At 60.6% G+C, this 25,139-nt stretch carries 18 protein-coding genes and 1 pseudogene; 12 read left to right on the top strand and 7 right to left on the bottom strand.

The annotated features are described in order from the left end of the window. The first annotated feature begins 21 nt into the window (after positions 1-21). The 7 genes from HV670_RS07125 to HV670_RS07095 are packed head-to-tail and all read left to right on the top strand — an operon-like array spanning position 22 to position 14,215. The gene (locus HV670_RS07125) at positions 22-1,230 is read left to right on the top strand and encodes a capsule biosynthesis protein (protein WP_175104035.1); all 1,209 of its coding nucleotides are present in this window, start codon (positions 22-24) and stop codon (positions 1,228-1,230) included. Then, complete coding sequence (locus HV670_RS07120) at positions 1,223-2,008, top strand: SDR family NAD(P)-dependent oxidoreductase (protein ID WP_175104034.1); 786 nt, start codon at positions 1,223-1,225, stop codon at positions 2,006-2,008. Before HV670_RS07125 ends, HV670_RS07120 begins: the two co-directional genes overlap by 8 nt. Next, positions 2,009-3,544, top strand: coding sequence for an LTA synthase family protein (locus HV670_RS07115; protein WP_425511393.1), 1,536 nt, complete (start codon positions 2,009-2,011; stop codon positions 3,542-3,544). Then, a complete protein-coding gene (locus tag HV670_RS07110) occupies positions 3,541-11,241 on the top strand; it encodes a type I polyketide synthase (protein ID WP_175104033.1) in 7,701 nt (2,566 codons plus the stop codon). The genes HV670_RS07115 and HV670_RS07110 overlap by 4 nt, the downstream gene beginning before the upstream one ends. Then, a complete protein-coding gene (locus tag HV670_RS07105) occupies positions 11,241-12,176 on the top strand; it encodes a UDP-3-O-acyl N-acetylglycosamine deacetylase (protein WP_175104032.1) in 936 nt (311 codons plus the stop codon). Before HV670_RS07110 ends, HV670_RS07105 begins: the two co-directional genes overlap by 1 nt. Positions 12,177-12,185: 9 nt before the next feature. After that, complete coding sequence (locus HV670_RS07100; protein ID WP_175104031.1) at positions 12,186-13,523, top strand: aminotransferase class I/II-fold pyridoxal phosphate-dependent enzyme; 1,338 nt, start codon at positions 12,186-12,188, stop codon at positions 13,521-13,523. Between the two features lie 29 nt (positions 13,524-13,552). Next, a complete protein-coding gene (locus HV670_RS07095; RefSeq protein WP_175104102.1) occupies positions 13,553-14,215 on the top strand; it encodes a GNAT family N-acetyltransferase in 663 nt (220 codons plus the stop codon). Between the two features lie 128 nt (positions 14,216-14,343). Here the strand turns inward: HV670_RS07095 and cysC are convergent, their stop codons facing one another. From cysC to HV670_RS07065, 6 genes are all read right to left on the bottom strand, one after another. Beyond that, positions 14,344-14,919 carry an adenylyl-sulfate kinase gene (cysC, locus tag HV670_RS07090; RefSeq protein WP_217478381.1) on the bottom strand — a complete coding sequence of 192 codons (576 nt, stop codon included), beginning with the start codon at positions 14,917-14,919 and terminating at the stop codon, positions 14,344-14,346. Positions 14,920-15,032: 113 nt separating this feature from the next. Continuing rightward, the gene (locus HV670_RS07085; RefSeq protein ID WP_246257077.1) at positions 15,033-15,839 is read right to left on the bottom strand and encodes an HvfC/BufC N-terminal domain-containing protein; all 807 of its coding nucleotides are present in this window, start codon (positions 15,837-15,839) and stop codon (positions 15,033-15,035) included. After that, positions 15,784-16,710, bottom strand: coding sequence for an MNIO family bufferin maturase (gene bufB / locus HV670_RS07080; RefSeq protein ID WP_175104029.1), 927 nt, complete (start codon positions 16,708-16,710; stop codon positions 15,784-15,786). Before bufB ends, HV670_RS07085 begins: the two co-directional genes overlap by 56 nt. Before the next feature lie 45 nt (positions 16,711-16,755). Next, positions 16,756-17,010, bottom strand: coding sequence for a BufA1 family periplasmic bufferin-type metallophore (locus tag HV670_RS07075; protein WP_175104028.1), 255 nt, complete (start codon positions 17,008-17,010; stop codon positions 16,756-16,758). Between the two features lie 178 nt (positions 17,011-17,188). Further along, positions 17,189-18,253 (bottom strand): NAD(P)-dependent alcohol dehydrogenase, encoded by a 1,065-nt coding sequence (locus HV670_RS07070; protein ID WP_175104027.1) that lies wholly within the window; start codon positions 18,251-18,253, stop codon positions 17,189-17,191. Between the two features lie 366 nt (positions 18,254-18,619). Further along, complete coding sequence (locus tag HV670_RS07065) at positions 18,620-19,729, bottom strand: TQO small subunit DoxD (RefSeq protein ID WP_175104026.1); 1,110 nt, start codon at positions 19,727-19,729, stop codon at positions 18,620-18,622. 310 nt (positions 19,730-20,039) lie between these two features. Between HV670_RS07065 and HV670_RS07060 the strand changes: the two genes are divergently transcribed. The 5 genes and pseudogenes from HV670_RS07060 to HV670_RS07040 form a co-directional block, all read left to right on the top strand. Then, positions 20,040-20,297, top strand: coding sequence for a DUF4148 domain-containing protein (locus HV670_RS07060; protein WP_175104025.1), 258 nt, complete (start codon positions 20,040-20,042; stop codon positions 20,295-20,297). 190 nt (positions 20,298-20,487) lie between these two features. Continuing rightward, a complete protein-coding gene (locus HV670_RS07055) occupies positions 20,488-21,258 on the top strand; it encodes a ferredoxin--NADP reductase (RefSeq protein ID WP_175104024.1) in 771 nt (256 codons plus the stop codon). A gap of 59 nt (positions 21,259-21,317) precedes the next feature. Continuing rightward, entirely contained in the window at positions 21,318-21,878 is a 561-nt protein-coding gene (locus HV670_RS07050; protein WP_175104023.1) for a DsrE family protein, read from the top strand. A gap of 119 nt (positions 21,879-21,997) precedes the next feature. Continuing rightward, positions 21,998-22,975 (top strand): substrate-binding domain-containing protein, encoded by a 978-nt coding sequence (locus HV670_RS07045; protein ID WP_425511396.1) that lies wholly within the window; start codon positions 21,998-22,000, stop codon positions 22,973-22,975. Between the two features lie 85 nt (positions 22,976-23,060). Beyond that, positions 23,061-23,963 (top strand): annotated as a pseudogene (locus HV670_RS07040) (LysR substrate-binding domain-containing protein); the annotation flags it as partial. 40 nt (positions 23,964-24,003) lie between these two features. Here HV670_RS07040 and HV670_RS07035 read toward each other — a convergent pair. Further along, positions 24,004-24,903, bottom strand: coding sequence for a LysR family transcriptional regulator (locus HV670_RS07035; protein WP_175104021.1), 900 nt, complete (start codon positions 24,901-24,903; stop codon positions 24,004-24,006). Positions 24,904-25,139 lie beyond the last annotated feature (236 nt).

The raw sequence follows: 25,139 nt of genomic DNA, 5'->3' as shown, positions 1-25,139 counted from the left end.
GCCGCACTTTGACGTTCGCAGATGCAACGCTCCTTTTTGGCCCTGCAAGGCACGGCTTCTCCGTTTTTTGGCCGATTGGCGGCTGCGCTGCGTAAGCGGGGCCATTTGGTTCGTAGAGTCAATTTCTGCGGCGGCGATATTGTTTACGCCGGTGACGGCTGCGGCTGGAATTTCTATGGCCAGTCAAGCGAGCTATCTGATTGGTACGCTGATCGCATAAGAGAAGGCATCTTTACGGACGTAGTCATGTTTGGGGATTGCCGCGAGATCCACCGCCCCATGCATGCCATTTCGCAGGCTAATGGCTTAATGGTCCATGTCTTCGAGGAAGGTTACGTTCGCCCCAACTGGCTTACCCTGGAAAAGCACGGCGTGAACGGCCGTTCCCAGTTGCCGCGCGATCCCGGCTGGTATCTGGAACAACGCTCGTTCATACCGCCGAGTCCGGCCGGGCAGCACACCGGCTATAACCTTTACGAACGCGCGTTTCACGATATCCGCTATCGCAGCGCAAACATGCTTTACGCATCGCGTTTCCCGCATTACCGCAGTCATCGCCCTAGAAACGGCTTCTTCGAATACTCGGGCCTGGCAGCTCGCGCGTTGCGCCAGGGCCAGCACTATCGCGACGCGGAACGCGTCACCCGCGACCTGCTCGACGAACGCCTTGCCTACTACATTTTCCCGCTACAACTGAATTCCGATGCACAGATCGTCGTGCACTCGCCCTTCGACGGCGTGCGGCAAGCGATCAGAAAGGTGCTGAACTCCTTCGCGCGCCATGCGCCGGCCGACACCCAGCTCGTGATCAAGAACCATCCGCTTGACACTGGCCTCATCGACTATCGTCGCCATGCCGAGCAGGTGGCTCGCGAACTGGGTGTGGCCGACCGCCTGCGTTTTATCGACGCCGGTCACTTGCCGACCCTACTAGACAACGCCCGCGGTACGGTGGTCGTCAACAGCACGGTTGGCTTGTCGGCGTTGCATCACCGCCGTCCGGTGATCGCGCTCGGCACGGCGATCTACAGCATGCCGGGACTAACGTGGCAAGGCTCGCTCGACGACTTCTGGTCGTACGGCGAGCAGCCGGACATGCATCTATATCAAGCCTTCCTCGACTATGTCGTCGACCATACTCAGATCAACGGTGACTTCTACAGCCGTACGGGCATTGCGATGGCAATAGCCGGAGCGGTGCAGCGTCTCGAGGCGGCTGCTAATGTCTAGCACCGCTCCGCGCCGCATCGTCATCACTGGCGCGAGTGCGGGGCTTGGCCGTGCGCTCGCGCTCTCCTATGCGGCGCCAGGCGTGGTGCTCGGTCTGATTGGCCGCGATACTGAACGCCTCGGGAATTCAGCACTGGCGTGCCGGGCAAAGGGCGCATTAGTAGACGCAGTCCAGATCGATGTACGCGACTCCTCAGCCATGCAATCCTGGCTGCACCAATTCGACGACGTTCACCCAATCGACCTGCTGGTCGCCAACGCCGGCGTAGCTAGCACGCTCGCTTCCGTCCACGACTGGGAAGAACTGGAACGTACGGCGGCCATCGTCGACACCAACTTCTACGGCACGACGCACGCGGTGCTGCCGGTTGTCGCGCGCATGCGCTCACGCCGTCGCGGGCAAATCGCCTTGGTTAGTTCGCTTGCTGCACTGCGCGGCATGGCGATTTCTCCAGCCTATTGCGCGAGCAAGGCGGCTATTAAAGCCTACGGTGATTCGGTGCGCCCGCTCCTCGCACGCGACGGTGTACGTCTGTCGGTCGTACTGCCCGGTTTCGTTAAGACGTCAATGAGCGATGTGTTTCCAGGCAACAAACCGTTCCTGTGGTCCGCTGAGAAAGCGGCTCAACATATTCAACGCAAGCTCGCGCTTGGACGCACGGAAATCGCCTTTCCCAGCCTATTGGCGCTAGGCATGCGACTGTTGCCACTATTGCCCCCTGCTATGGCCGATGCGATTCTCGGCAGAATGTCATACCTGCCGCAGAGGGAATGCTAGGTGGACAGTCGGCTCGCACTCACTTTGGCGGGCACGATGGCGTTGTCGTTTGCGTTCGACGCCATTGCCGCGCCACGCGCGCCGGCACGCCGGTCGATGGTTGCGCTTTCTATCCACGTGCTGGGAGTGGTGTTCGTCTTTCTTTGCATGGTGCTGGTGAGCGGGCGCGCACAGTTCTCCAGCTTCGTATCGGCCGCGGTGGTCGGCCTATTGGCTGCTGTGAGCAACGCGAAATATGCGTCGCTGCGCGAGCCATTTGTGTTCACAGATCTCAGCCTTTTCAGCCAGCTGTTTGCGCATCCGCGCCTATATCTACCTTTCCTGAGCGCAAGCAAGGTTTTGGCGATCGCTCTCGGTACTGGATTGCTGATAGCAGGCTTCCTCCTTGAAAAACGGCATGCACTGCAGCCAGCGATCTTCGTCTTTCTGGCAGCGTGTGCGTGTCTAGTTGTGGGCAGCCTGCTTGCCGCACGTCTTCCACTCTCGCTCATTCCGTCCGACGACCAGCGACGCCACGGTTTTTTCGCAGTGTTTGTCGCCTATCTGCTCAACGGCTTGCGGCCTGCGACGTGGCGCACATTTCGACGCGCGATGGAATCAGGTCCCTTTACGCTGGGCGCACCTGCTGCCTGTCCCGACGTAGTCGTGATCCAAAGCGAGTCGTTTTTCGATGCTCGTCGGCTTGGATCCTTTGTCCGCCAGGCGATCCTTTCGCATCACGACGTGGCGCGCAGCGAATCGGTCGAATACGGTGAGCTCACGGTGCCAGCGTGGGGAGCCAACACGATGCGTACCGAGTTCGCGATGTTGTCCGGCCTGCCGGAATCGCTCCTCGGCTACGCGCGTTTCTACCCCTATGCATTTGTCCGACACGCTTGCGCGTCGCTTGCCTCATGGTTCAAGCGGGCAGGCTACCGGACGCTCGCGATTCATCCGTACTACGCAAACTTTTTTGGGCGTGATCGTGTGTTCCGTCTGCTGCACATTGACAAATTTCTCGACATTGCCTCGTTTGCCAACGCGCGGCACGCGGGCCCGTATGTCGGGGATGCCGCTGTTGCAGACGCCATTATTCACTCGCTCGAAACCGGGGGCGACGAGCCCGCGTTTATCTTCGCGATGACCATGGAAAACCACGGCCCGTTGAACCTCGAGACGGTAGAGCCAGGCGAGGCCACGAAATACCACACGCTTGGCGACGGCGCCCACTGGCACGACTTGACTGCGTATTTGCGTCATCTGGCAAATGCCGATGCAATGATCGCCGCGCTGCTCGAGTACCTGCGTACACGGCGGCGCAAGACCGTGCTGTGTTTTTATGGCGATCATGTACCCGCTTTGCCGCATATATTTGGCAAGCTCGACATTGAGCCCGCGCGCAGCGACTATTTCATTTGGCGCAACTTCGGGGAAGTGTGCGCCACAGAGCGACACTTGAGCGCTGAAGAACTCGGCGCAGCGCTGATTCGTGCTATCGATCGCGGCGATATGAGCGACGCGACGGTAGGCACGTTGAGAAAAATGGCAGAACAATGATCAAACAAATTGCAATTGTAGGGATGGCGTGCCGCTTTCCCGGCGGGGTGACCGGGCCGGACGAATTCTGGAGCTTGCTGCGCGACGAACGCGACGCGGTAACACAAGTGCCCGCCGAACGCTTCGGCACCGATTTCTTTCAACATCCCTCCAAGCGCGAACCGGGCAAAAGCTACACCTTCGCCGCCGGCGTCCTCGACGACGTCGCGGGCTTCGATGCCGACTTCTTCGGCATCTCCCCGCGTGAAGCCAAGCAGATGGACCCGCAGCAACGAATACTGCTGGAACTCGCATGGGAGACCTTCGAGGACGCGGGACTGCGGCCTCGCGAAATGGAAGGCCGCAACTGCGCGGTGTACGTCGGTGTCGCAAGCTCCGACTACGGCAACCGAACTGTCGACGATCTAAGTACGATCGACCCGTATTCCGCCACAGGCAATACGCTGAGCATCGCCTCAAATCGCGTGTCATATGTATTCGACCTGCGCGGCCCTAGCATGTCTATCGACACTGCATGCTCGTCGTCACTGGTGGCCTTGCATCAGGCCTGTCAGGCTCTGCAATCGGGCGATGCAGAGATGGCACTGGCCGGCGGTGTCAATCTGCTGGTGCACCCCTTGGGCTTCGTTACCTTCTCGAAGGCGTCCATGTTGTCGCCGAACGGACGCTGCCGTGCGTTCGATGGATCCGGCGACGGCTATGTGCGCTCCGAGGGCGGCGGCATGGTGCTGTTGAAATCGCTGGAATGCGCGCTGGCAGATGGCGACACGATTCATGCGGTGATTGCCGGTTCTGGCGTGAATTCGGACGGTTATTCGCAAGGCGGTATCAGCGTGCCTGGTGCCGCAACGCAGGCCGCACTATTGAAGAGCGTCTATGAGCGCGCCGGCGTCGACCCGCGTTCGCTCGCCTATCTCGAAGCGCACGGCACGGGTACGTCGGTCGGCGACCCGATCGAGGCGCGCGCGCTGATGGAAGTCGCGGCAGCGGGGCGTCCAATCGAAAAGCCGCTTCTGATCGGCTCTGTAAAAACCAATGTGGGTCACCTTGAAACAGCATCGGGAATGGCCGGCCTGCTGAAGGCGATCTTATGTCTCAAACATCGAGCCGTGCCGAGGTCGCTTCACTTCACGACCCCCAATCCGAATATCGACTTTGAAGCGGGCAGGTTACGTGTCGTCGATCGGTACACATCGCTCGCATCCAGCGCTGAACCGCTCGTGATGGGGGTCAATTCATTCGGGTTCGGCGGTACTAACGCACACGTGGTTCTCAGAGAAGCCCCCAAGGCTTCAGAAGAGAATGGCGTGTCGCCGGGTGATCGAGACACAGCGTCCCAATACAACGAATCGCTGCCCCCGCTTCTGTTGTCGGCCCGCGCCCCCCAAGCGATTCCGATGCTCGCCGCGCGGTATTTGCGGATGCTCGATGCCGGTACTCCTTGGAAGACATTGGCAGCAGGCGCCACGCATCGCCGTCAATGGCTCGAACATCGCGCCATCGTTGCACCCTCAAACGACAGTGAAGGGCGTTCCGCGCTTCGCGCGCTTGCCGCCGAATCGAGCGATCTCGTGTCGTTGCCGATCGTACAGGGCGAAGCATCGGGTACTGATGCTCGACTGGCGCTGGTGTTTTCCGGCAATGGCTCGCAATGGGCCGGCATGGGGCAGCAATTGCTTGCTGAAGAACCCGTGTTCCGTGCCGCGCTCGAAGAGGTCGACGCCTTGTGGTGCGCCGACGGCAGCGAATCGCTCGTGAAGGTGATGCGTGAAGGTGCCAGCGCCGAATGGCTCGAAGCGACTGAACACGCGCAGCCGCTGCTGTTTGCGATCCAGGTCGGCATCACGCGCATGATCGACGCGCGCGGCGTGCGTTTCGATGTATGCCTCGGCCATAGTGTCGGTGAAGCCGCGGCCGCTTGGTGCGCTGGGGCATTGACGCTCGAACAGGCCGTACGCGTCATCCGGATTCGCAGTGGTGCGCAGGCGCTGACGCGGGGTGCGGGGAGAATGGCGGCGGCCGGGCTTGGCGAAGCGGCCATGCGAGCATTGATCACGGAGCTCGGTATTGGCGATGACGCGGTGGAAATCGCCGGCGTGAACAGCCCACAGTCCGTTACGCTCGCAGGAACACTTGTCGCGCTGGAGGCCATTGGCGCATCGCTGCGCGAGAGTGGGCGGTTCTTCCAGATTCTCGCACTCGACTACGCGTTTCACAGCGCCCACATGGACAGAATTCGCACCGCTGTGCTCGAGGGCCTTGCGGGACTGTCACCGCAGCCGGCTGCGCGACGCTTTGTTTCCACGGTCACAGGTGCGGATTTCGACGGCGCGGCGCTCGACGCCGAGTATTGGTGGCGCAATATTCGGGAACCGGTACGGTTTGGAGAGGCAGTCGGCCGTCTGGTCGAAGACGGCGTTCGGCTCTTTCTCGAAGTGGGTCCGCATTCGATCCTTGGTACCTATGTGAAGCAAACGCTTGAGGATGCCGAGGCCACCGGCCATGTCCTGCCGACGGGCAAACGCAACGTTGATAGCGCCGTGACGATGCAACGTGCAATCCTCGCGGCGGTTGCGAATGGCGCACGCGTTGATTCAGATCGTTTTGCTGCCCCAGACGCTCGTGTTCCGCTGCCGGCCTATCCGTGGCAGCACGAACACTACTGGTTGCTGCCGAGCACCGAGACCTACGATCTCGTCAATCGTCGCCGCGAGCATCCGCTGCTCGGCTACCGCTTACGCGATCACGCGCTCGCCTGGGAAAACGAACTCGATCCGGCAAAGCTCCCCATGCTGGCCGATCACATGGTCGATGGCGGCGTGGCATTTCCAGGTGCGGGCTACGTCGAGATGGCACTCGCCGCCGCGCGCATCCATTTCGGCACGGAAACATGTGCGCTCGAAAACCTGGAGATCCGCCTGCCGGTGGTGTTCCAGCCCCAACACGCGAAGATGTTCCGCTTTACCGTCGATCCGCGCACAGCCGGCTTCACGATCGAGACGCGTAGTCGCATGAGCGACGAGCCTTGGTCGCTCAATGTCACGGGTCGCCTGCTTGCCAGCGGGTCTGTCTTGAGCTCCGCTTCGATCGTACCCGGGACGACGCTCGATCGTCTCCTCGAACAGCCGGCGTTGAGCGGCGAGACGCTTTACGCGGGCACTGTCGCGATTGGGCTGACCTATGGCCCGACGTTCCGGTGGGTACGGTCGGTGCATATCGCAGAAGCAGGCGATGCTGCGCTTGCCGAGATGGAGATGCCTTCCGCGCTGCCGCAATCGTTGGACGTACAGATTGCACATGAGCCGACGTACGTCTTGCATCCGGCATTGATGGACAGCGGTTTTCACCCGCTCTTTGCGCTGCTTGCCCGGGAGGGCACTGAGGTACATGCGGATCATGCCGCGTATGTCCCGGTGCATCTGGGACGCGTGGACTTTATGCGTGGCGACACGATTCGCCATGTCCTCGCCACGATCGACCGGCGCAGTCCGCACTCGATTGTCGCAACATTCGAATTTATCGATGCCCTGGGTGGCATCGTCGCCCGCTTGAGTGAATGCCGCTTCCGTCGAGTCGATCTGGTCGGCAGGCGCCAGAGCATGCCCGCACGTTATGCGTATGCCGTCGACGCCAAGCCGCGTGCTGGCGAGTTCGACGCGGACACCTTGCCTTTGCCGGGCGAACTCATCAAGGCTGCGGTCGGCTTGCTCGCCAAGAACGAGAATTCACAGCGCCGCGACGCACATTTGACTGAAATGCTGCCGCTTCTCGATGTGCTGGCGAGCGCCTATGCATTGAAGGCCGTTGATGCCTTTGGCGCATTCGATCAACCGGTTCTACCGGAGAGCCCACGTCCCGCGCTGCTCGAACGACTTGCATCAATGTTGGTGGAAGATGGTCTCGCATCCTGGGAAGGCAGGCGCCTGGTACGTGATGCCGCCGCGTGTGCGAACTTTCCATCGATCGACGATCTATGGGGCGATCTTCTTGCTCAGTCACCCGAACATGTCGCGGAGCTGACTTTGCTCGCTCATTGCGGGGCAGCGCTGCCTGCAATTCTCGCCGGCAAGATGACGGGTCAACAGGTGTTGCAGCCTGCCCGCAGCAGTCTCGTCGAGCACTTTTTCGAAGCCTCGCCAACCTGGGCACATGTCGATGCGTTGATGGGCGCATGCCTGACATTGGCGGTCGATGCATGGGAGCAGCCGCGCCGACTGCGCGTCCTTGAACTCGATTCACCACTCGGTGATGTGCTGCAGCCGCTGGATGTCGATGTGCCGGCGTCCCGCTGCGACTACACGATTGCAGGTACCCCAGAGCAACTCAGCGGATTTGATTCCGCCGAACATCCCACCGTGCATACGGTGACCATCGAATTTGGCGACCAGCCCAAACTGTCGGGCGAGCGGGATGCTGCACCGTATGACATGGTGATCGTCAGTCATGTGCTGGGCGCACAAGCAAACCCCCAAGCACTGCTCGCCGCGATGCGGAACTGGCTCGCACCGGGCGCGCTGATCGTCATTGCCGAAGCGCGCCGCAGTCGTTTCTCCGACATTGTATTCAACCTCGACGATAGCGACGCGACGGTGCAAACCCGAGCGTGGACATCTCCTGCCGGACTGGTTCGCCTACTGGAAGAGGTCGGTTTCGAAGACGTCACACGTCATATAGAACGGAAAGTTGACCTCGAAGGCGCACCGATTCTGGTCGTGGCGCGCCAGCCAGTTGAATCAACGCCAGGCGCGTCGCAAGCAGAAGCCGAACATGCCACACCGTCGGCAGCGGCAATTCCTGCTGCGAACTGGCTGCTATTGCGTCCCGAGGGCGATGCGGTCCCGCACGATGCGCTGATTGCCACATTGCGTACAGCAGGTCATCAGGCATCGAGCATTACTTTGCGGCAGTTGCCGGAAGAGCTCAATGAGCATGTGAGCGCAGGCAAGACCGCAGATTTGCCGCATCACCTCGTCTTCATGGCTCCGGATCACGCGTTGCCTGTCGACGCGAATGGCATCGATGTGATGCATGCGCAAAAGGAGACATCGCTCGCTCTTGCGCAACTGGTCCGCGCTCTTGATGTACTCAGCACAGTCTCCGATGCACGCCGGCCGCAGCTATGGATCGTCACGCGGGGCGGCGCTCCGTTTGCGATGCCGTTTGCCGAAACGTCCGCATGTCGTCCGGAGCAGGCGACGCTCTGGGGGCTGGGACGCGTGCTGGCCAACGAACATCCGGAACTCGCATGCCGGCTCATCGATCTGCATCCTGCCTGTGACAATCCCGCTGCCGAGCTCGTGCAGGAACTTCTCTCAGGCGATCCCGAAGAGGAGGTGCTGCTCACGCCGCAGGGTCGTTATGTGCCGCGCATGCTGTTGGCTGCAGGCGCGGCGCTTCGCAGTGCGCCGTCTATTGCCGTGCGCCCCGCGGTACTCGGCTTCGACGCTCCCGGTTCATTGCGCAACCTTGAATGGTTCCCGTCGCCCGAGCGTGACCTGGCTCCCGATGAAGTCGAGGTCGAGCCGGCCGCGACAGGCCTCAATTTCCGCGATGTCATGTATGCAATGGGACTGCTGTCGGATGAGGCAGTGGAGAGCGGGTTCGCGGGTGCGACGATCGGCATGGAACTGTCCGGCCGCGTCGTTCGCGTCGGTCGCGACGTCAGTGGTTTCGCCGTGGGGGACGGCGTCCTCGGTTTTGCGCCGGCGTCCTTCGCCAACCGTGTGCGCACGCAGGTCACGGCGATCGCGCATAAACCCTCTCGCCTCACATTCGAAGAGGCGGCGACCATCCCGACCACGTTCTTCACCGCTTACTACGCGCTTTGCGAGCTTGCCCGGCTGCGCCGCGGCGAGCGCGTGCTCGTGCATGGGGGGGCGGGTGGCGTCGGCATCGCGGCAATCCAATTGGCGCGGCACCTGGGTGCCGAAGTGTTTGCGACTGCCGGCAGCCGCGAGAAGCGCGAGTTCATTCGCCTGCTCGGCGCGGACCATGTGCTCGATTCACGCAGCCTGTCGTTCGCTGACGAGATTCATGCGCTGACAGACGGGATAGGTGTCGATGTCGTGCTGAATTCCCTCGCGGGCGAAGCGATGGTGCGCGGCATCGATACGCTGCGTCCGTTCGGTCGTTTCCTTGAACTCGGCAAGCGGGACTTCTATGAGAACACGCGTATCGGATTGCGCCCGTTCCGCAACAACGTCAGCTACTTCGGGATCGATGCGGATCAGTTGATGAAGGTGCGCCCGGATCTGACGACTCGGCTTTTTGGCGAGGTGATGCAGTTATTCGACAACGGCACGCTGCACCCGCTGCCGTACCGGGCGTTTCCTGCCGCGCGCGTCGAGGAGGCGTTCCGTCACATGCAACAGGCTCGCCATATCGGCAAGGTCTTGGTGACCTATCCCGCCGGCGTGCCCGCTCCCACGCGCGACTCTGCACCAGTAAGCCGCTTGGAGCTCGATCCCGCCGCCGCATACCTGATTGTCGGTGGCACGAGCGGCCTCGGATTTGCGACGGTGCAATGGCTGGTATCGCGCGGCGCGCGGCATCTGACGCTTGCCAGCCGCAGCGGTACTTTGACTGAGCACCTGGCCGAGGAGGTGGCACGCTGGCGTAATGAGCATGGTGTGCAAGTACACGTGGCGGCATGTGATGTTACTGACGCAACTGCGGTCAACCAGCTCATCGAGGCAATCGATGCGCGCGGGGCACCGCTCAAGGGTGTAGTGCACTCGGCCATGGTGATCGATGATGGCCTCGTGCGCAATCTCGACGATGAACGCTTTGCCGCGGTGCTTGCGCCGAAGCTTGCGGGGGCGTGGAACCTGCATCGTGTGACCTCGCGTTGCGCGCTGGATTTCTTCGTGGTCTATTCGTCGGCAACGACCTTCCTCGGCAATCCGGGGCAAGCCAGCTACGTGGCGGCCAACAGTTACCTCGAGGCGCTGATTGAGCAACGCCGCGCGGCTGGGCTGCCGGGGACATGCATGGCCTGGGGGCCGCTCGATGACGTGGGCTTCCTTGCCCGCCACGCGGAAACGCGCGAGGCACTCCAGGCTCGGATCGGCGGCCTGTCGATCTCGTCGGCGGAAGCGCTCGCCGCACTTGAAGGTGCACTCCTGGAGGGGCGAACAGGCGAGGCGGTCGTGAGGCTCGACTGGAACGCGATCGCGCGAGGCATGCCCTCTGCCCGGGCGCGCCGGTATGAGGAACTGCACGAGCGAGGCGCAGGTGAATCCTCGCGGGACGGCGGCATACAACTGCGGAGCGAGCTCAAGATGTTGCCGCGCGCGGAAGCGCTGAGTCTTGTCGAGGAAACCCTGCTGGGTCAGATCGCTCGCATCCTGCACATGTCGCCGGAGAAAATCGAAACCGATCGCTCCGTCCTCGAGATGGGGATGGATTCCCTGATGGGAATGGAACTCGGAATGGCGGTTGAGGAGAGCTTCGAAGTCAAGTTGTCCGTCATGACCCTCGCAGAAGGGGCAACGGTCCATTCACTCGCGGAGACGATCGTCGAATCCATTCTTGCGCAGGACGGAACGGAAAGACCAACGCAGGTCGGCGTCGAAACATCGGTGTCGACGCTCGCGGCACAACATGGGCTCGATATGGATTCAAGTGCCGTGATCAACATCGAGGAAGCGCTTGGCCGGAAATCCGGGATAGGGCTGGCCGGGACGGAGGCACTTTGATGCGCGGGCCTGCCGGCTGGCGTACCCACGAAGGGACTTTGGCCCGCGAACTTCAATTGGAGGGACACGGGCTGCACACCGGTCGAAAGGTGCGGGTCCGCATCCTGCCGGCAGACCCTCGCACGACGTCGTCGGGAATCGTGTTCCGTCGTGTGCGTGCAGGGAAAGTCCTCGCGGAAATACCGGTCGATCCTTGGCTGCGCCGGGGGCAGCCGCTCTGCACGATGTTGCAGGCTCCGAATGGAATGGGCGTGCGGACTGTCGAGCATCTCCTTGCCTCGCTGCTTACGTGTGAGATCGATCATGCAGTGGTCGAACTCGACGCCGAAGAGGTGCCGATCCTCGACGGTAGCGCGATGCCCTGGATCGATGCGATCCGCGCTTGCGGCCGTGTCGCGCTACCCCGCGCAAAGCGCTTCATCCGCGTGCTGAGGGAGGTCACGGTGACAACGGGCGAGGGGAGCCAACTGCACCAGTTGACCATAGAGCCGGCAGGGCACTACGAAGTGAGCGTCAGCAACAATCTGAAGGGCTTTGGCGATCTGCATTGGGAGGGAGCCATCACGCCCGATACGTTTGCCCTTCAGATCGCCTCGTCACGTTCGTATGGACGCTTGAAATGGGCGGTGCCCGCTATCGTTGCCGGGTATCTACGCGGCACGCCGATTCTGCGCGGTGCGCGGCCGTCGTGTACGGCCACGATAGTAGGCAAGGGTGTATGGGGCGGTTTGCGCACGCCGGATGAGTTCGTGCGTCACCGGGTACTCGATCTGGTCGGCGACATGGCAATGGCGGGGGCGCCATTGCTTGGGCGCGTCACGGCGCTGCGGCCCAGTCATGAAATGAATTTTCGCCTTGTCTCCAAGTTGCTTGCCACGCCCGATGCGTGGGAATGGGCCGAGTTTCAGGCAGAAGATCAGTTAATCGAAGAGTGAAGAACCAGTATGGGATTGGGCGATCATATCCGCCAGCAGCTTGCTGCAAAGGCATTGCAGCGACAACTCGAACGTGTGTCCGACGAGGCTGAGAAGCCTTTTATTCCTTTGGCGGCGAGCGCGGGAGACGATGCCCGCCGGGCCGAACTCGATGCCTTGTGTCGTTTCGATGCGATGCCCGGCTATCAGCAAGTCCAGATTCTTCGCCAGATGAGCGAAAAGTTGGACGTTGCCTCGCCATTCTTTCGAGTGCATGAAGGAATCGCGGGTGCGACCACCCGGATCGCCGGAGCGGAGTACCTCAACTACGCGAACTACAACTATTTGGGGTTCTCCGGCGACGCGATGGTCTCCGCGCGAGCGAAGGAAGCGATCGACCACTACGGAACATCGGCATCGGCCAGCCGAATGGTGGCCGGTGAACGTGCCGTGCAGCGCGACCTTGAACGGAGTCTGGCTTTCTTCTACGAAGTAGACGACTGCGTAGTATTCGTGAGTGGTCACGCGACCAACGTGACCGTGATCGGCTCGCTGTTTGGCCCAGGCGACTTGATCCTGCATGACTCGCTTGCGCACAATAGTATTGTCCAAGGGGCGCAACTCAGCGGCGCGAAGCGCCTAAGCTTTCCACATAACGACTGGAATGCGCTCGATGAGCTGCTTACCCGCGTGCGGCGCGAGTACCGGCGTGTATTGATCGCCATCGAAGGCTTGTACAGCATGGATGGCGATATGCCGGAGCTTGCCCGGTTTGTCGAGATCAAGCGGCGTCATGCAGCCTTCCTGATGGTCGATGAAGCGCATTCGCTCGGCGTGCTCGGTGAGCAGGGCAAGGGTATTCGTGAGCATTGCGGCGTACTGAGTGACGATGTCGACATCTGGATGGGCACACTGAGCAAAACGCTCGCGGGCTGCGGTGGATTCGTCGCAGGTTCCCAGGCATTGACCGATATCCTGCGGCATCTTGCCCCAGGCTTCCTGTACAGCGTCGGGCTGGCTCCTGCGCTTGCTGCCGGGTCGCTCGCGGCGCTGGAGCGTCTGATCGCCGAACCTTGGCGCGTCGCCCTGCTCAAGGAACGTGGCCATCAGTTTCTCAGCGAAGCGCGCCGCGCTGGACTCAATACCGGCACAAGCGCAGGTTACGCCGTCGTGCCAGTGATTACCGGCAGCTCGCTGAAGGCCGCGCAATGGGCGAACGCGCTATTCGATGAGGGGATCAACGTGCAACCGATCTTCTACCCTGCCGTGGAAGAGAAAGCCGCTCGCCTGCGATTCTTCATTTGCTCGACGCATGAGCCTGAGCAGATCAGCCGCACCGTCGCCGCGCTTGTACGGCTGGCCGCTTGAGCGCTCCCATGGAGCAAGTGGGACAGACAATGCGTGATTCAGCCGTCGACGGCTTCGACATAGCGCGGCCGAGTTTTCGACCCGCCAGGGCTGATGAAGCCGAGTCTGTCGCACCCCTTGTTTTTGCTTCGGGGGTCCGCGAGTTCCAGTTCTTCCTTGGAGTGCCAGCTGAAGCGTGCATTGCGTTCTTACGCTTTGCATTTGCGGCGAATAATGGTCGCTTTTCCTTTCGACGTCATCGCGTCGCGGTAGCGCAGGACGGCGAGGTGGTCGCGGTACTGGCCGTTCATGATGGTCGTGTGACACTCTTGGACGATCCACATGTCGCATTCATGTTGCTGCGATTCTTCGGGTTCTGGCTCACGCTTGGTATCTTGCGTCGCGGCCTAATACTGGAAAGCGAGTTGCCTGCGCCACGGCGCTCGCAAAAGCTGCTTGCGCATTGCGCGACATATGAGAGCGCACGTGGGACAGGCATCTTTAGCGCGCTTTTCAAGGACGCATTGAATGCCGGCATGTTGGGTACGGAGCCCGGTCGCGAACTCGTGCTCGATGTCCTGACCAGTAATACCCGAGCGTTCGAACTCTATCGACGATTGAACTTCACTGAATCAACTCGCATCCGGAAGCGTTCGCCCAAATTGCCGCCGGAGCTCGAATCTATACGAATGAGTTTTCAGCGAAATACCTAAAGCTCGGTGGGAACGCAGATCAGGACAGTTGTCGTCACGGACTGTGGACCTTCAGGGCAGGGTTGGCGAGGTGATTTGCATCATGGATGCGGACGCCACGTGTTGACCAGGTAGATCCAAACCGTTGCTCACGGGTGAATGCGATCCCCCACGCCGTTCTGATATGCGTAATTCACCAGCATGTCGACGCACGTCTTCAAATCATTCGCCATCGTATCGATGACCAGTTCCGCGCTACGCGGACGTTCATACGGTGAATCCAGCCCGGTGAAGTGTGGAATCTTTCCTTCCGCCGCCCGCTTGTAGAGGCCTTTGACGTCCCGTTCACTGCAAACCGGAAAGCTGGCGTCGACAAAGATCTCGTGAAACTTGTCACCGACAATTTGCCGCGCTCGCTTCCGATCGACTTCAAACGGCGATACGAGCGAAACGAACGTCACGATGCTGGCATTCGCACACAAGCTTGCAATCTCAGCGGCCCGACGCACGTTCTCAGCCCGGTCTTCCGCTGTGAAACCTAGATCCGAACTCAGGCCGGCCCGGAGTACATCGCCGTCAATCAGGATGCACTTGATGCCCGAGGCGAATAAATGCTGGCTCGCCCCCTCAGCGAGGGTTGATTTGCCCGCGCCGGACAGCCCGGTTAGCCAGAATACGGGCGCGACGGCTTGACTCGCCAAGGGACTGGAGGCATTGGAATTCACTGCGACCTCCTGCAGATCGGGAAAAGTCGGTACGCGAGGAGCAGGGGCGTTCGTCATCGATTTTTATGTCAGATTGTCTGTGTACCAGATATTACTAAGTTATTTCTTTGTTGTTACTCCGAAAAAACACCCATAACTGCCCTCATTTCGACCCACTCCCGCCATTGCCGCGCAAAATCAAACTCCGCATCAACCCCAAACGCCGCATCCAGCGCATCATTCAACGAATCACCACGTTGCAGCGCTACAAACGCCGCATGTGCCGCCGCCGATTGTTTAACCACAATCGGCCGCCACTGCGGGCGCACGACAAGCACCCAAGAAGGCGCATCGATCTCCGCGGGAAAGACCTCCCCGGGCTGATGCGCGAGCCACACATCCGCAACCGCATAAGGCGAGGCAATCGCGGTACAAGCCGGATGCAGGCACAGTCGTGCCTCGAGCAAGCGTTCTCCCCCAAACTCAGCCCACTGCTCAGCGGAAAACGGCTCAACATCACTCGCAAAATACGCGCAATGCAATGCCCATTCGAGACGCGCGATGTCACCGAAATATCGAAAGCGTGAATCGGTTTCATAGCGCTCGATATAGTCCGGCAACGCATCGCCGAACCGGTTCAGATCGCCGCTCCCGGACGGATGCGCCCGCGCATAGGCACGCGCAAGCGCATTGAAATACCCATCCCCGACGAGCGCGCACAAGACCGGATAAGCATTCGCAAGCGCGCCGCGCCAGTTAGCTTGTAGATTGCCGCGATAAAGCCCGAGCCGTTCACTCTCGGTATCCGTTGGCACCAAGACATCGAGCAACGCCGGCTCATGTCTGGAGTCGGCGAGTGCACTGGCAAAGGCCGCCTGAAGTAACTCAATCCGTGTGGACATGGGGTGTCTGGCCGGCTTCTGGTCCAAGCGCTTGTCCAAGGGACGCACTCCGGGCAGCCTCATCAAACGCAGCGCCATGAAACGCCGCGTACCTTGCCCGTGCCGATCCCGCCTCATCAAGCAGCACATCAAGCGGCGGCACATCCGTATCCCATTCAATCAATGTAGGCACGTCGCCAAACCGCTGCAATGCATAGTCGTATAGAGCCCAGACCTCAGGCGCCACACGCGAGCCATGATCGTCGACCACAGCGATATCCGTCACACGATGCCCCGCCAGATGAATCTCACCGACCAGTTCCCGCGGCAATGCATCCATCGCAGCCACCGCGTCCTCACGATGATTGCACTGATTCACAAAAAGGTTGTTAACGTCGAGCAGCACACCGCACCCGGTACGCCGCGCAAGCTCAGCGAGAAAAGCCGTCTCGCCATACTGATCGTCGCGAAACCGCACATACGTCGATACATTTTCAACAAGGATCGTGCGGCGGAGCATGTCCTGCACTTCGCCCACATGCGCGCAAAGCACATCGAGCGCCAAATCGTTCAGCGGCATCGGCATCAGATCATTCAGATGCCCGTTGGGCACCGCACCCCAACAAAGGTGTTCCGACACGACCGCCGGATCGATACGTGAAACGAGCCGCCCGAGCTTGCGAAGATGTTCGCGATCAAGCGGCGTTGCCGAGCCGAGTCCCAGACCGACACCATGCAAGCTGACAGGCAGATCGCGCCGCACGGATTCAAGCACATGAAGATCGTACCCGCCGTCGCCGAAGTAGTTTTCACTATGCACCTCGACCCAGTCGATCGGAGGCACGGCTGCAAGAAAGTCACGATAGTGCGCATGGCGCAACCCGATACCGACGCCGGGCGGCGCGCATGCATGGGAGAAGGTCGCTTGCATCCGGATCTCGGTTCGGGCCGGTGCTGAGCTATGTGGCGCGCTCAATCAGGTGCCGACGGTGCCGCCCATTTTTTCGCACGTGCCCTTGGGGATGGTCTTGAAGTCCTGCTTGTCGTTGTCGACCTTCGATTGGCCTGCGCAGCTGTGCGAAGTCTTGCTTGCGCAATCGTTCTGGCCGGCCTTGGCGACGCCGAAGCACTTGACGTTGGTGTCTTCCGCCTGAGCGGCGCTCATACCGGCGGTGGCGAGGCCTGCTAGGGCAACGGCAACGAGGGCCTGGCGGGTGATCTTGGCATTCATGGGCGTTTTTCTCCGAAAAAACCAAATTGAGTCTCTGGTACGAACAAGATAGCTCAAAGTGGCGGAGAAGAGGAGGGGGCAGCGGAGGGGGCAGAGGAGGGACTACGAGGGCGCCGCGAGGAACGCGGCCCCCATTAACGGCGAGGAGGAGCCTCCCCGCCGTTTCTCAAACGAAACCTCAGGCCGTCGCTTCGGCCTTGAGCGTTTCCATATCGATCACAAACCGATACTTCACATCGCTCTTGAGCATCCGCGCATAGGCCGTCTCGATGTCCTGCATCGCGATCATCTCGATGTCGCTGACGATATTGTGCTCCGCACAGAAATCGAGCATTTCCTGCGTCTCAGCAATACCGCCGATGAGCGAGCCCGCCAGACTGCGGCGCTTGAAGATCAAGTTGAACACAGCCGGCGACGGGTGCGAATTCTCGGGCACGCCGACCAGCGTCATGGTGCCGTCAAGCTTCAGCAGGACCATGAACGCATCGAGGTCGTGCGGGGCGGCGACGGTGTTCAGGATGAAATCGAAACTCGCCGCATGGGCGGCCATTGCTGCCGCATCCTTGGACACGACGACTTCATCGGCGCCGAGCTTCAGCGCGGCTTCGCGCTTCGATTCGGAAGTGGTGAACGCGACGACGTGCGCACCGAGTGCGTGGGCCAGCTTGATGCCCATATGACCGAGACCGCCGATGCCGACTACGCCAACCTTCTGACCCGGGCCGACCTTCCAATGACGCAGCGGAGACCACGTCGTGATACCGGCGCAGAGCAGCGGCGCGACTGCGGCGAGCTGGCTTTCATCATGCTTGATCTTGAGCACGAAGTGACGGTCGACGACGATCGCGGTCGAGTAACCGCCATAGGTATTCTCACCGCCGCCGAATGCCGGGCCGTTGTAGGTCCCGACAAAACCGCTTTCGCAATACTGCTCGAGATTGGTGTTGCAGGCGGCGCAATGGCGGCAGCTGTCGACCATGCAGCCGACGCCGACGAGCGCGCCGATCGCGAGATCGCTAACTTGCGAGCCGACGGCAGCCACGCGACCGACGATCTCGTGACCCGGCACGCACGGGTAGAGAATGCCGGGCCATTCGCCGCGGGCGGTATGCAGATCTGAATGGCAGACGCCGCAATAAAGAATGTCGATGACGACATCGTCAGGGCGGGCTTCGCGGCGCTCGAATGCGAACGGAGCGAGCTGGGAGGACGGGGATTGGGCAGCGTAAGCTTTTGCTTTCATTGAACTTTCGGGTGGATCGTTAAAGGCGTCGTGAGACTAGAGGCGTCGTGCTACGTGCCGGCGCGTAAGCGACCGAAACAACCCGCGCACGATAGGAATTGAAACGAGGACAATTATCGGTGTCAGGCCGGTGCACTTCAATTTAGTGCGTCGCAACACAGCCTGAACAATAACTGATTAATCGAAAGCCCGTGCGTGAGCACGGGAGTTGAAGTAAGACGCCTAGTAAAATCAATCACTTAGCGGGTCGCCGTACACCAGACGGCAAAGCAGTACCTGTACTGGTCACACTATCGCGATCGCTCGCTGGGCTGCCTTCCATGCACGCCATGATCCGATGGGTCGCACTCTCGACGCTGAGCTGCATCAATGCGCGGCCGGCGATACATCCTGCAGAGAGGTCGAAAAGACACGTCCATCGACATCCGTCAGTTGCAGTGTCCGTGCGCTGGCGATTGCGTCCGTATGAACGGCTGGTGCCGCCAATGTAATGGTCGATGCAGCGCCCATCGCAGCGCGCAGACCGAATGGACCCGGCCCGAATTTATTGTAGGCGTAGTCGTTGTTGAACGCGGTCTTCGGCATCTTCGAGAGTGCCTCGGCGTTCCATTGCGCGACGGGCGTTTTGTTCGCATCGAGCAAGGCGGCCGCGACGACGTGCACCGGCGCTTCAGGGGTCCCGGCATCGAGGGTGACGTGAAAGCGCACGCTTCCATCATCCAGGAGAGCCGCGCTTGCCAACGTCAGGTGATGGGCGGTCGGGCTGATCGGGCCGCCATGAAATGGCGTCACGACGGAGCCGCGATAGTAGCTGTAGGTCCCCACGTTGAACACGAGCACAAAGGCCAATACCGCAAGTGCGAGGTTGCGAAAGCCCGAATCCGAAAGCGGCAGTGCCTTGCTTCCCGATGCCCATTGGAACCAGCCGCTGCTTGCCCGTTGCGGCTTGTTGCGCAACAGGACATTGTCCAGCGACCAGGCCCCGCTGCCGCCCAGCATCAATGTCGCACCCATCGCGAGATTGCAGGCCGCCATCGTCCATTCGTCGATGCACGTCGCCCCTTGCCAGCCGAACATCAGCATCAGCAACACAGAAAAACCCATTGAAGCGAGCGCCGCGGCGCGCGTAAAGAGGCCCGCCATCAGCATGAATCCGACGATCAATTCGGCGGCACTGAAGAGAATCACGCCGCCATACAGCAGATAGAAGTGATGAAGCATGAAGCTGATCACGTGGTCCATACCGAGCAGGGCTCCCGGCATCGCGGTCTGGAACTTGTTGGCCATCCAGTGTGTGGCATGCGGATTGAGCTTGTCGGGCGCATAGATGAATCGCCGCGAACCACCGCCCCAATAGATGAAGCCCTGAATGATCCGGACCGACATCAGGGAAATGGCGGCAATACGCCATGCACGCTGGTCCTGTTCGCTCACAGCGCGTTCGTGACGGGCCGCAGGGTAGGCAATTGAACTCATGTAAGGATCTCGAAAGTGGATGGTCGTCATCTGACTGGATTGACCAATCATCGATGTGCAGCGTATCGAAGGAAGCGTTCGCGCAAAAATACCTTTATGGCATTGGCGCCATAATTTTTTGGTATCTAAGCGGGTGCATCGCCTTCTTACATTTGCCTATCAAAAGGCACCTATATACGCAACGCATGGCGGCGATATCACTATTGTATTTTTCCTGAGGGATCGGCGTCCCTACACTGGGTCCCATGCACTCCAAACGATTAGTCGATCGCAACGGACCGCATGTTCACTCAACTGTAAGGATTGGAAAATGAGCAAGCATTTCTCTTCCGCCGTCCCTGTCGCGTTGACACTCGCGGCATCGCTGTTCTGTTCGGCAGCCCATGCTGATCAACAAGACGCCGGTGCATCGCAGTTGCAGGCTTCCCAGATTCAACAGGCGCCCACCGACCCCGCTGCCCAACAAGCGCACGGACTCACACGCAAGCAGGTCTACGACGACCTGGTTCGCGCAGAGAAGGACGGCTCGCTGGCACGCCTCGACGCGACCCTGTACAAGGGATCGTGATCATACGGGCGCACTCGCGCATGCATCGATGCGCATCCTTGCTGAGATCGAACGGTGCATCAGCTATAGCTGTCCCGCAACAGACAACAGACAACAGACAAACCCCGCAGCGCGGGAACTGGACGCAACAAGGCCATCGGACAGGTCCACCTTGTGCAATCACCACCTTCCTTCACTTCATCTTGCAGTCATGAGCAACCTGAATCCGCAAACCATACTGTCTGTTCATCACTGGACGGACACGCTTTTCAGCTTTACCTGCACACGCGATTCGTCGTTCCGCTTCGAGAATGGCCAGTTCATCATGGTGGGTCTTGAAGTCGACGGCAGGCCGTTGATGCGCGCTTACAGCATTGCAAGCGCGAACTACCACGAAGAGCTGGAATTCTTCAGCATCAAGGTTCCGGATGGCCCGCTCACCTCACGGCTACAGCACTTGAAGCGTGGGGACCCGCTGCTGATTGGCCGCAAGCCGACCGGCACACTGATCGTCGACAACCTGCTGCCCGGTCGTGTGTTGTGGCTGCTGTCCACCGGCACAGGCCTCGCCCCATTCATGAGTGTGATTCGCGATCCGGCGGTCTACGAGCGTTACGATCGCATCGTGCTCACCCATACATGCCGGTACGTCCGTGAACTCGCCTATCGCGACTACATCATGACGGAGTTGCCTCAACACGAATTCCTTGGTGAGCAGGTACGCGAGCAACTGATTTACTATCCGACGATCACTCGCGAGCCATTTCCGAACCGCGGTCGGATTACCGATCTGATCGAAACCGGAACGCTGTTTGCCGACACCGGGCTGCCACCATTCTCGCCCGAACGCGACCGCATCATGCTTTGCGGCAGCTCCGCGATGCTGCGCGACACGCGCGCCTTGCTCGATGCACGGGGATTCGAGGAGGGTAATCAGTCGGCCCCAGGACACTACGTGGTCGAGCGGGCCTTCGTTTCTTGACCAGGCCGGGTCGGGTCGGGTCATTCACCTTTGATACATCTGCACTAAACGAATCCACTATGAATAAAATCAAAACTCTTGTCGCTACCGCGCTAGTTGCGTTTGCCTCTGCATCAGTTCACGCGACGCCGACGGATCCCGCCGGCTTCTGGACGACACCTACGATTCAGGGCTACGGGAACATGCACTACCTGCCCGACAGTGCGTTCAAACCGCAGCCTGGTCATACCTACAAGGTGGTCTTTGCGTTGACTCAGGCCGCCGCACAGCCTGACAAGGTCAACCCGGCACTCGATCATGTGGCGCGCACGGTCAATCTCTATGTCGCTTCAGGCGTGCCCTTGGACAAACTCAAGTTCGTTGCGGTTGCCTATGGCGCGGCAACGCCGCTCGCTCTCGACGATGCGCACTACCGGGCAGCGTTCGGCGTGCCCAACCCCAATCTCCCGCTGATCGCCGAACTCAAGAAGGCCGGCGTGACGATCGCGATATGCGGGCAGGCGGTGGCCGAGCATCATTTCCAGTATGACTGGATCGATTCGGATGTCACGCTCTCGCTGTCCGGCCTGACCACTGTCACAACCCTCGAGCAGCAGGGCTATGCACTGATGCCGCTGTAAACATCCGTTCAACACCTGCGCGGGCAGTGCGAACTGTCACGCGGTGTACGCGCCATTTTTTATCATTCGGAGTCTGCAGCATGTTTTCGATTCACCGCAAAGCCCTGGCCGCATGCATGATGAGCGCCATCGGTGCCTTCATCATCGGGGCCGCCCATGCCGACGAGGGCGCGCCGGCTGCCAGCGCTGCCGCTCACGCGCAGGGGCAGGGCGTCTATCCACCGTGGCAACATGGCGCGAACAATGACAGCCCGGCACGCGGCCTGTCGTTTACCGAGCCCGATGCGGACAATCTCGCCGATTTCCATGGTGACCCGATTCACCCTTCGCTCGTGCTCTATGTCGGCGGCAACTACTTCTTTGCGATGGCGCCACTCGTGCAGGCGTTCGAGGCGCGCTACCCGCAGTACAAGGGACATGTCTACTGGGAGACGATTCCCCCGGGCCTGCTGGTGAAGCAGATCGAAAACGGTGGCACCGTCACGGTCGGCAACATGACCTGGACTGTCCCAGCTGACGTGTACCTCGCTGGGCTGAAGGCCGTGCAGAAGCAGATCGACACCGGACTTCTGCAGGCGCCAGCGCAGCCGTATGTGACGAACACGCTGACCATCATGGTGCGGGCGGGCAACCCTGCCCATATCACCGGGCTTGCCGATCTCGGCCGACCCGAGGTCCGGCTGGCGATGCCCAATCCCGAATTCGAAGGGATCGCGCGGCAGATCAAGGCGTCGCTCGAACATGCGGGGGGCGATGCGCTGTTCAACGACGTGTACGGCACCAAGGTGGCCGATGGGTCGACCGTGCTGACGCACATTCATCACCGGCAAACGCCTCTGTGGATCATGCAAGGCAAGGCGCAGGCGGGCGTCACCTGGCAGTCCGAGGCGATGTTCCAGGAGCAGGCCGGCCATCCCATCAGCCATGTCGACATTCCGGCGGCCGACAATACGACGGCGATCTATGCGGGCGCCGTGACAGCGCATGCGCCTCATGCCGAGGCGGCCCGACGTTGGTTGGGCTTCATCCGCTCGCCCGCGGGGCTCGCGATTTTCGAACGGTACGGGTTCAAGCCCTACCAGGCAAAGGCCGGCTAAATCCGCCGGCCACCCGCTTGCATCTCGTGCTGGGTTGCCTTTGGCAACCCGGCATCCGCCCATCTTCCAGTGGGGAAGCGCTTCAATGAACCTGCATCAATTCCGTTTCGTACGCGAGGCGGTTCGCCAGAACCTCAATCTGACTGCCGCCGCCAAAGCCCTCTACACCTCACAGCCCGGCATCTCGAAGTCGATCATCGAACTCGAGGAGGAACTCGGCATCCTCATCTTTACGCGCCACGGCAAGCGGCTGAAAGACATCACCGAGCAGGGCAAAGTGGTCGTTGCGGCAGCCGAGCGCATTCTTCGCGAGGTCGAAGCCCTGAAACGCGTCGGAGCGGACTATGTGACTCAGGATCAGGGGGAACTGATCATCGCTGCCACGCCTACGTACGCCCGCTATCTGCTCCCCAGCGCAATCGCTCGGTTTAGACCACGCTTTCCAAAGGTCCTGGTTTCGATCCTGCAAGGCTCGTCCAGCCAGGTATCCGCGATGATCAGCAGCGGCGAAGCCGATCTCGTGCTCACACCTGGGGATCTGTCCGGCGACGACACGCTGTTGACACTCCCTTGCGCGAACTCGCGTCCGGTCGCTGTCGTGCCTGTCGATCACCCTCTTGCGGGACGGGCGCGGCTGGAATCTGACGATCTCGCACGTTTCCCATTGATCGTCGATGACGACACTTTCGGGCAGCAGGAGATGTTCAGGCAGGGCAACCGTATGCACAACGTCGCGTTGCGTGCTGCCGATGCGGAAATGGTAAAGACCTACGTCGCACTGGGGCTGGGCATAGGTATCGTCGAGGAGATGGCTTTCGACACGGAACGCGATCGCGGTCTGTGCGTGCTGCCCTTCGATCATGTGAGCGACTCACGCACCGCCTATGTCGCGTTCAGGCGCGATGCTTTCGTGCGAAGTTGCGTGCACACGCTAGTAGAACTGCTGTCGCCGACGTCTTCGCTGGAACACGTCGAGCAGGCCATGCGGAACACTGCTGCCAACGTGACAGATCTCGCGGCGAACAACGTCACCCCGCTGCGGCGTCCGCTGCGACCCGTGCCAGCACCAGGTCGAAAAAAGCCTGTGTACTCGGTGACAGCGACCGCCTTTTGAGCCACACCATGTGCAGTGGGCGTTCGATGCGAAGACCGTCCACTTCGATCACCGTCAGCTCGCCGCGGCGCAACTCATCCTTCACGCTGAGCAGGGAAACGTAAGCGATGGCGTGCTGCGCGAGCAGCATCCGCTTGATGGCTTCAGTGTCGCTGACGGACATCAGTGGGTTGATCTGCAGCCCGATATGCCCATAAGCCTCCTCGACAACCGCACGCGTGCCCGAACCGGGTTCGCGCAGAATGACGGTATTCGTAGTCAGATCGGGCGCCAGTAGCTTCTGCCCGGCGTGCGGATGCCCGGCCGCGGCGACCGCGGCGATTTCGTCGGCCCCGATCGGGCGGGAATGCAGGATCGTGTTGTCGAATGGCCCCTCGATGAAGCCGAGCGAAAATGCATGGTCGCGCAAACCGGTTTCGACCTGCTCGGTATTGGTCACGGTCAGGTCGATGGCGACCTGAGGATGGCTCGCGTTGAATTGCGCGATCATCTCCGGCACGAGATACACACCGACCGTCGCGCTGGCGCCGATCTTCACATGTCCGGCGCTGAGACCAGCCAGTTCCCGCAGTTCCCATTGCGCCGCGTCGGCGAGCGAGAAGATCTGCTCGGCATAGCGGAACAGCATCGACCCCGCGTCGGTCAGCGCGACGCCTCGCGGCAGTCGGTCGAACAACACAAGTCCAAGCCGCTCCTCCAGATCCCTGATTTCGCGCGTGACCGCCGGCTGGCTGACGCGCAGATGCGCCGCCCCCGCGCTGACGCTGCCCGCGCGCGCAACCTCGAAAAATGCCAGTAGGTGAGTAAAGTTCATTGGAACCGCTATTCCCGGAAACAGCACATGAGCGGGACCACGCAACAACGGTTGCACTCGTCGTGAAGCTTTCCCGCTCGACACAGGTCGCAATGCGATGCAGTCAGGTCTGCACACGCAGGTGGTGTCACCCTGCATCGCGTTTGCGCGTATGAGCCCACGTTCACCAGTGGCATACGTTGAAGATATGGATCGTATCCCAACAATATATTTTATTTCCGTCTTACGGGTGAATA

It is taken from the genome of Pararobbsia alpina (genome assembly GCF_902859895.1).
GTDB lineage: Bacteria > Pseudomonadota > Gammaproteobacteria > Burkholderiales > Burkholderiaceae > Pararobbsia > Pararobbsia alpina.
The sequence above is the reverse complement of the archived record's forward strand: the minus strand, read 5'-3'. Positions and strand labels throughout refer to the sequence as shown.

Bases quoted from the DNA above. Each gene is read 5' to 3' on its own strand.
- HV670_RS07100 (WP_175104031.1), top strand. From the start codon at position 12,186: ATGGGATTGGGCGATCATATCCGCCAGCAGCTTGCTGCAAAGGCATTG.
- HV670_RS07120 (WP_175104034.1), top strand. From the start codon at position 1,223: ATGTCTAGCACCGCTCCGCGCCGCATCGTCATCACTGGCGCGAGTGCG.
- HV670_RS07045 (WP_425511396.1), top strand. From the start codon at position 21,998: ATGAGCGCCATCGGTGCCTTCATCATCGGGGCCGCCCATGCCGACGAG.
- HV670_RS07075 (WP_175104028.1), bottom strand. From the start codon at position 17,010: ATGAATGCCAAGATCACCCGCCAGGCCCTCGTTGCCGTTGCCCTAGCA.
- HV670_RS07105 (WP_175104032.1), top strand. From the start codon at position 11,241: ATGCGCGGGCCTGCCGGCTGGCGTACCCACGAAGGGACTTTGGCCCGC.
- HV670_RS07035 (WP_175104021.1), bottom strand. From the start codon at position 24,903: ATGAACTTTACTCACCTACTGGCATTTTTCGAGGTTGCGCGCGCGGGC.
- HV670_RS07060 (WP_175104025.1), top strand. From the start codon at position 20,040: ATGAGCAAGCATTTCTCTTCCGCCGTCCCTGTCGCGTTGACACTCGCG.
- HV670_RS07095 (WP_175104102.1), top strand. From the start codon at position 13,553: ATGCGTGATTCAGCCGTCGACGGCTTCGACATAGCGCGGCCGAGTTTT.
- HV670_RS07055 (WP_175104024.1), top strand. From the start codon at position 20,488: ATGAGCAACCTGAATCCGCAAACCATACTGTCTGTTCATCACTGGACG.
- HV670_RS07050 (WP_175104023.1), top strand. From the start codon at position 21,318: ATGAATAAAATCAAAACTCTTGTCGCTACCGCGCTAGTTGCGTTTGCC.
- HV670_RS07070 (WP_175104027.1), bottom strand. From the start codon at position 18,253: ATGAAAGCAAAAGCTTACGCTGCCCAATCCCCGTCCTCCCAGCTCGCT.
- bufB (WP_175104029.1), bottom strand. From the start codon at position 16,710: ATGCAAGCGACCTTCTCCCATGCATGCGCGCCGCCCGGCGTCGGTATC.
- HV670_RS07110 (WP_175104033.1), top strand. From the start codon at position 3,541: ATGATCAAACAAATTGCAATTGTAGGGATGGCGTGCCGCTTTCCCGGC.
- HV670_RS07125 (WP_175104035.1), top strand. From the start codon at position 22: ATGCAACGCTCCTTTTTGGCCCTGCAAGGCACGGCTTCTCCGTTTTTT.
- HV670_RS07065 (WP_175104026.1), bottom strand. From the start codon at position 19,729: ATGAGTTCAATTGCCTACCCTGCGGCCCGTCACGAACGCGCTGTGAGC.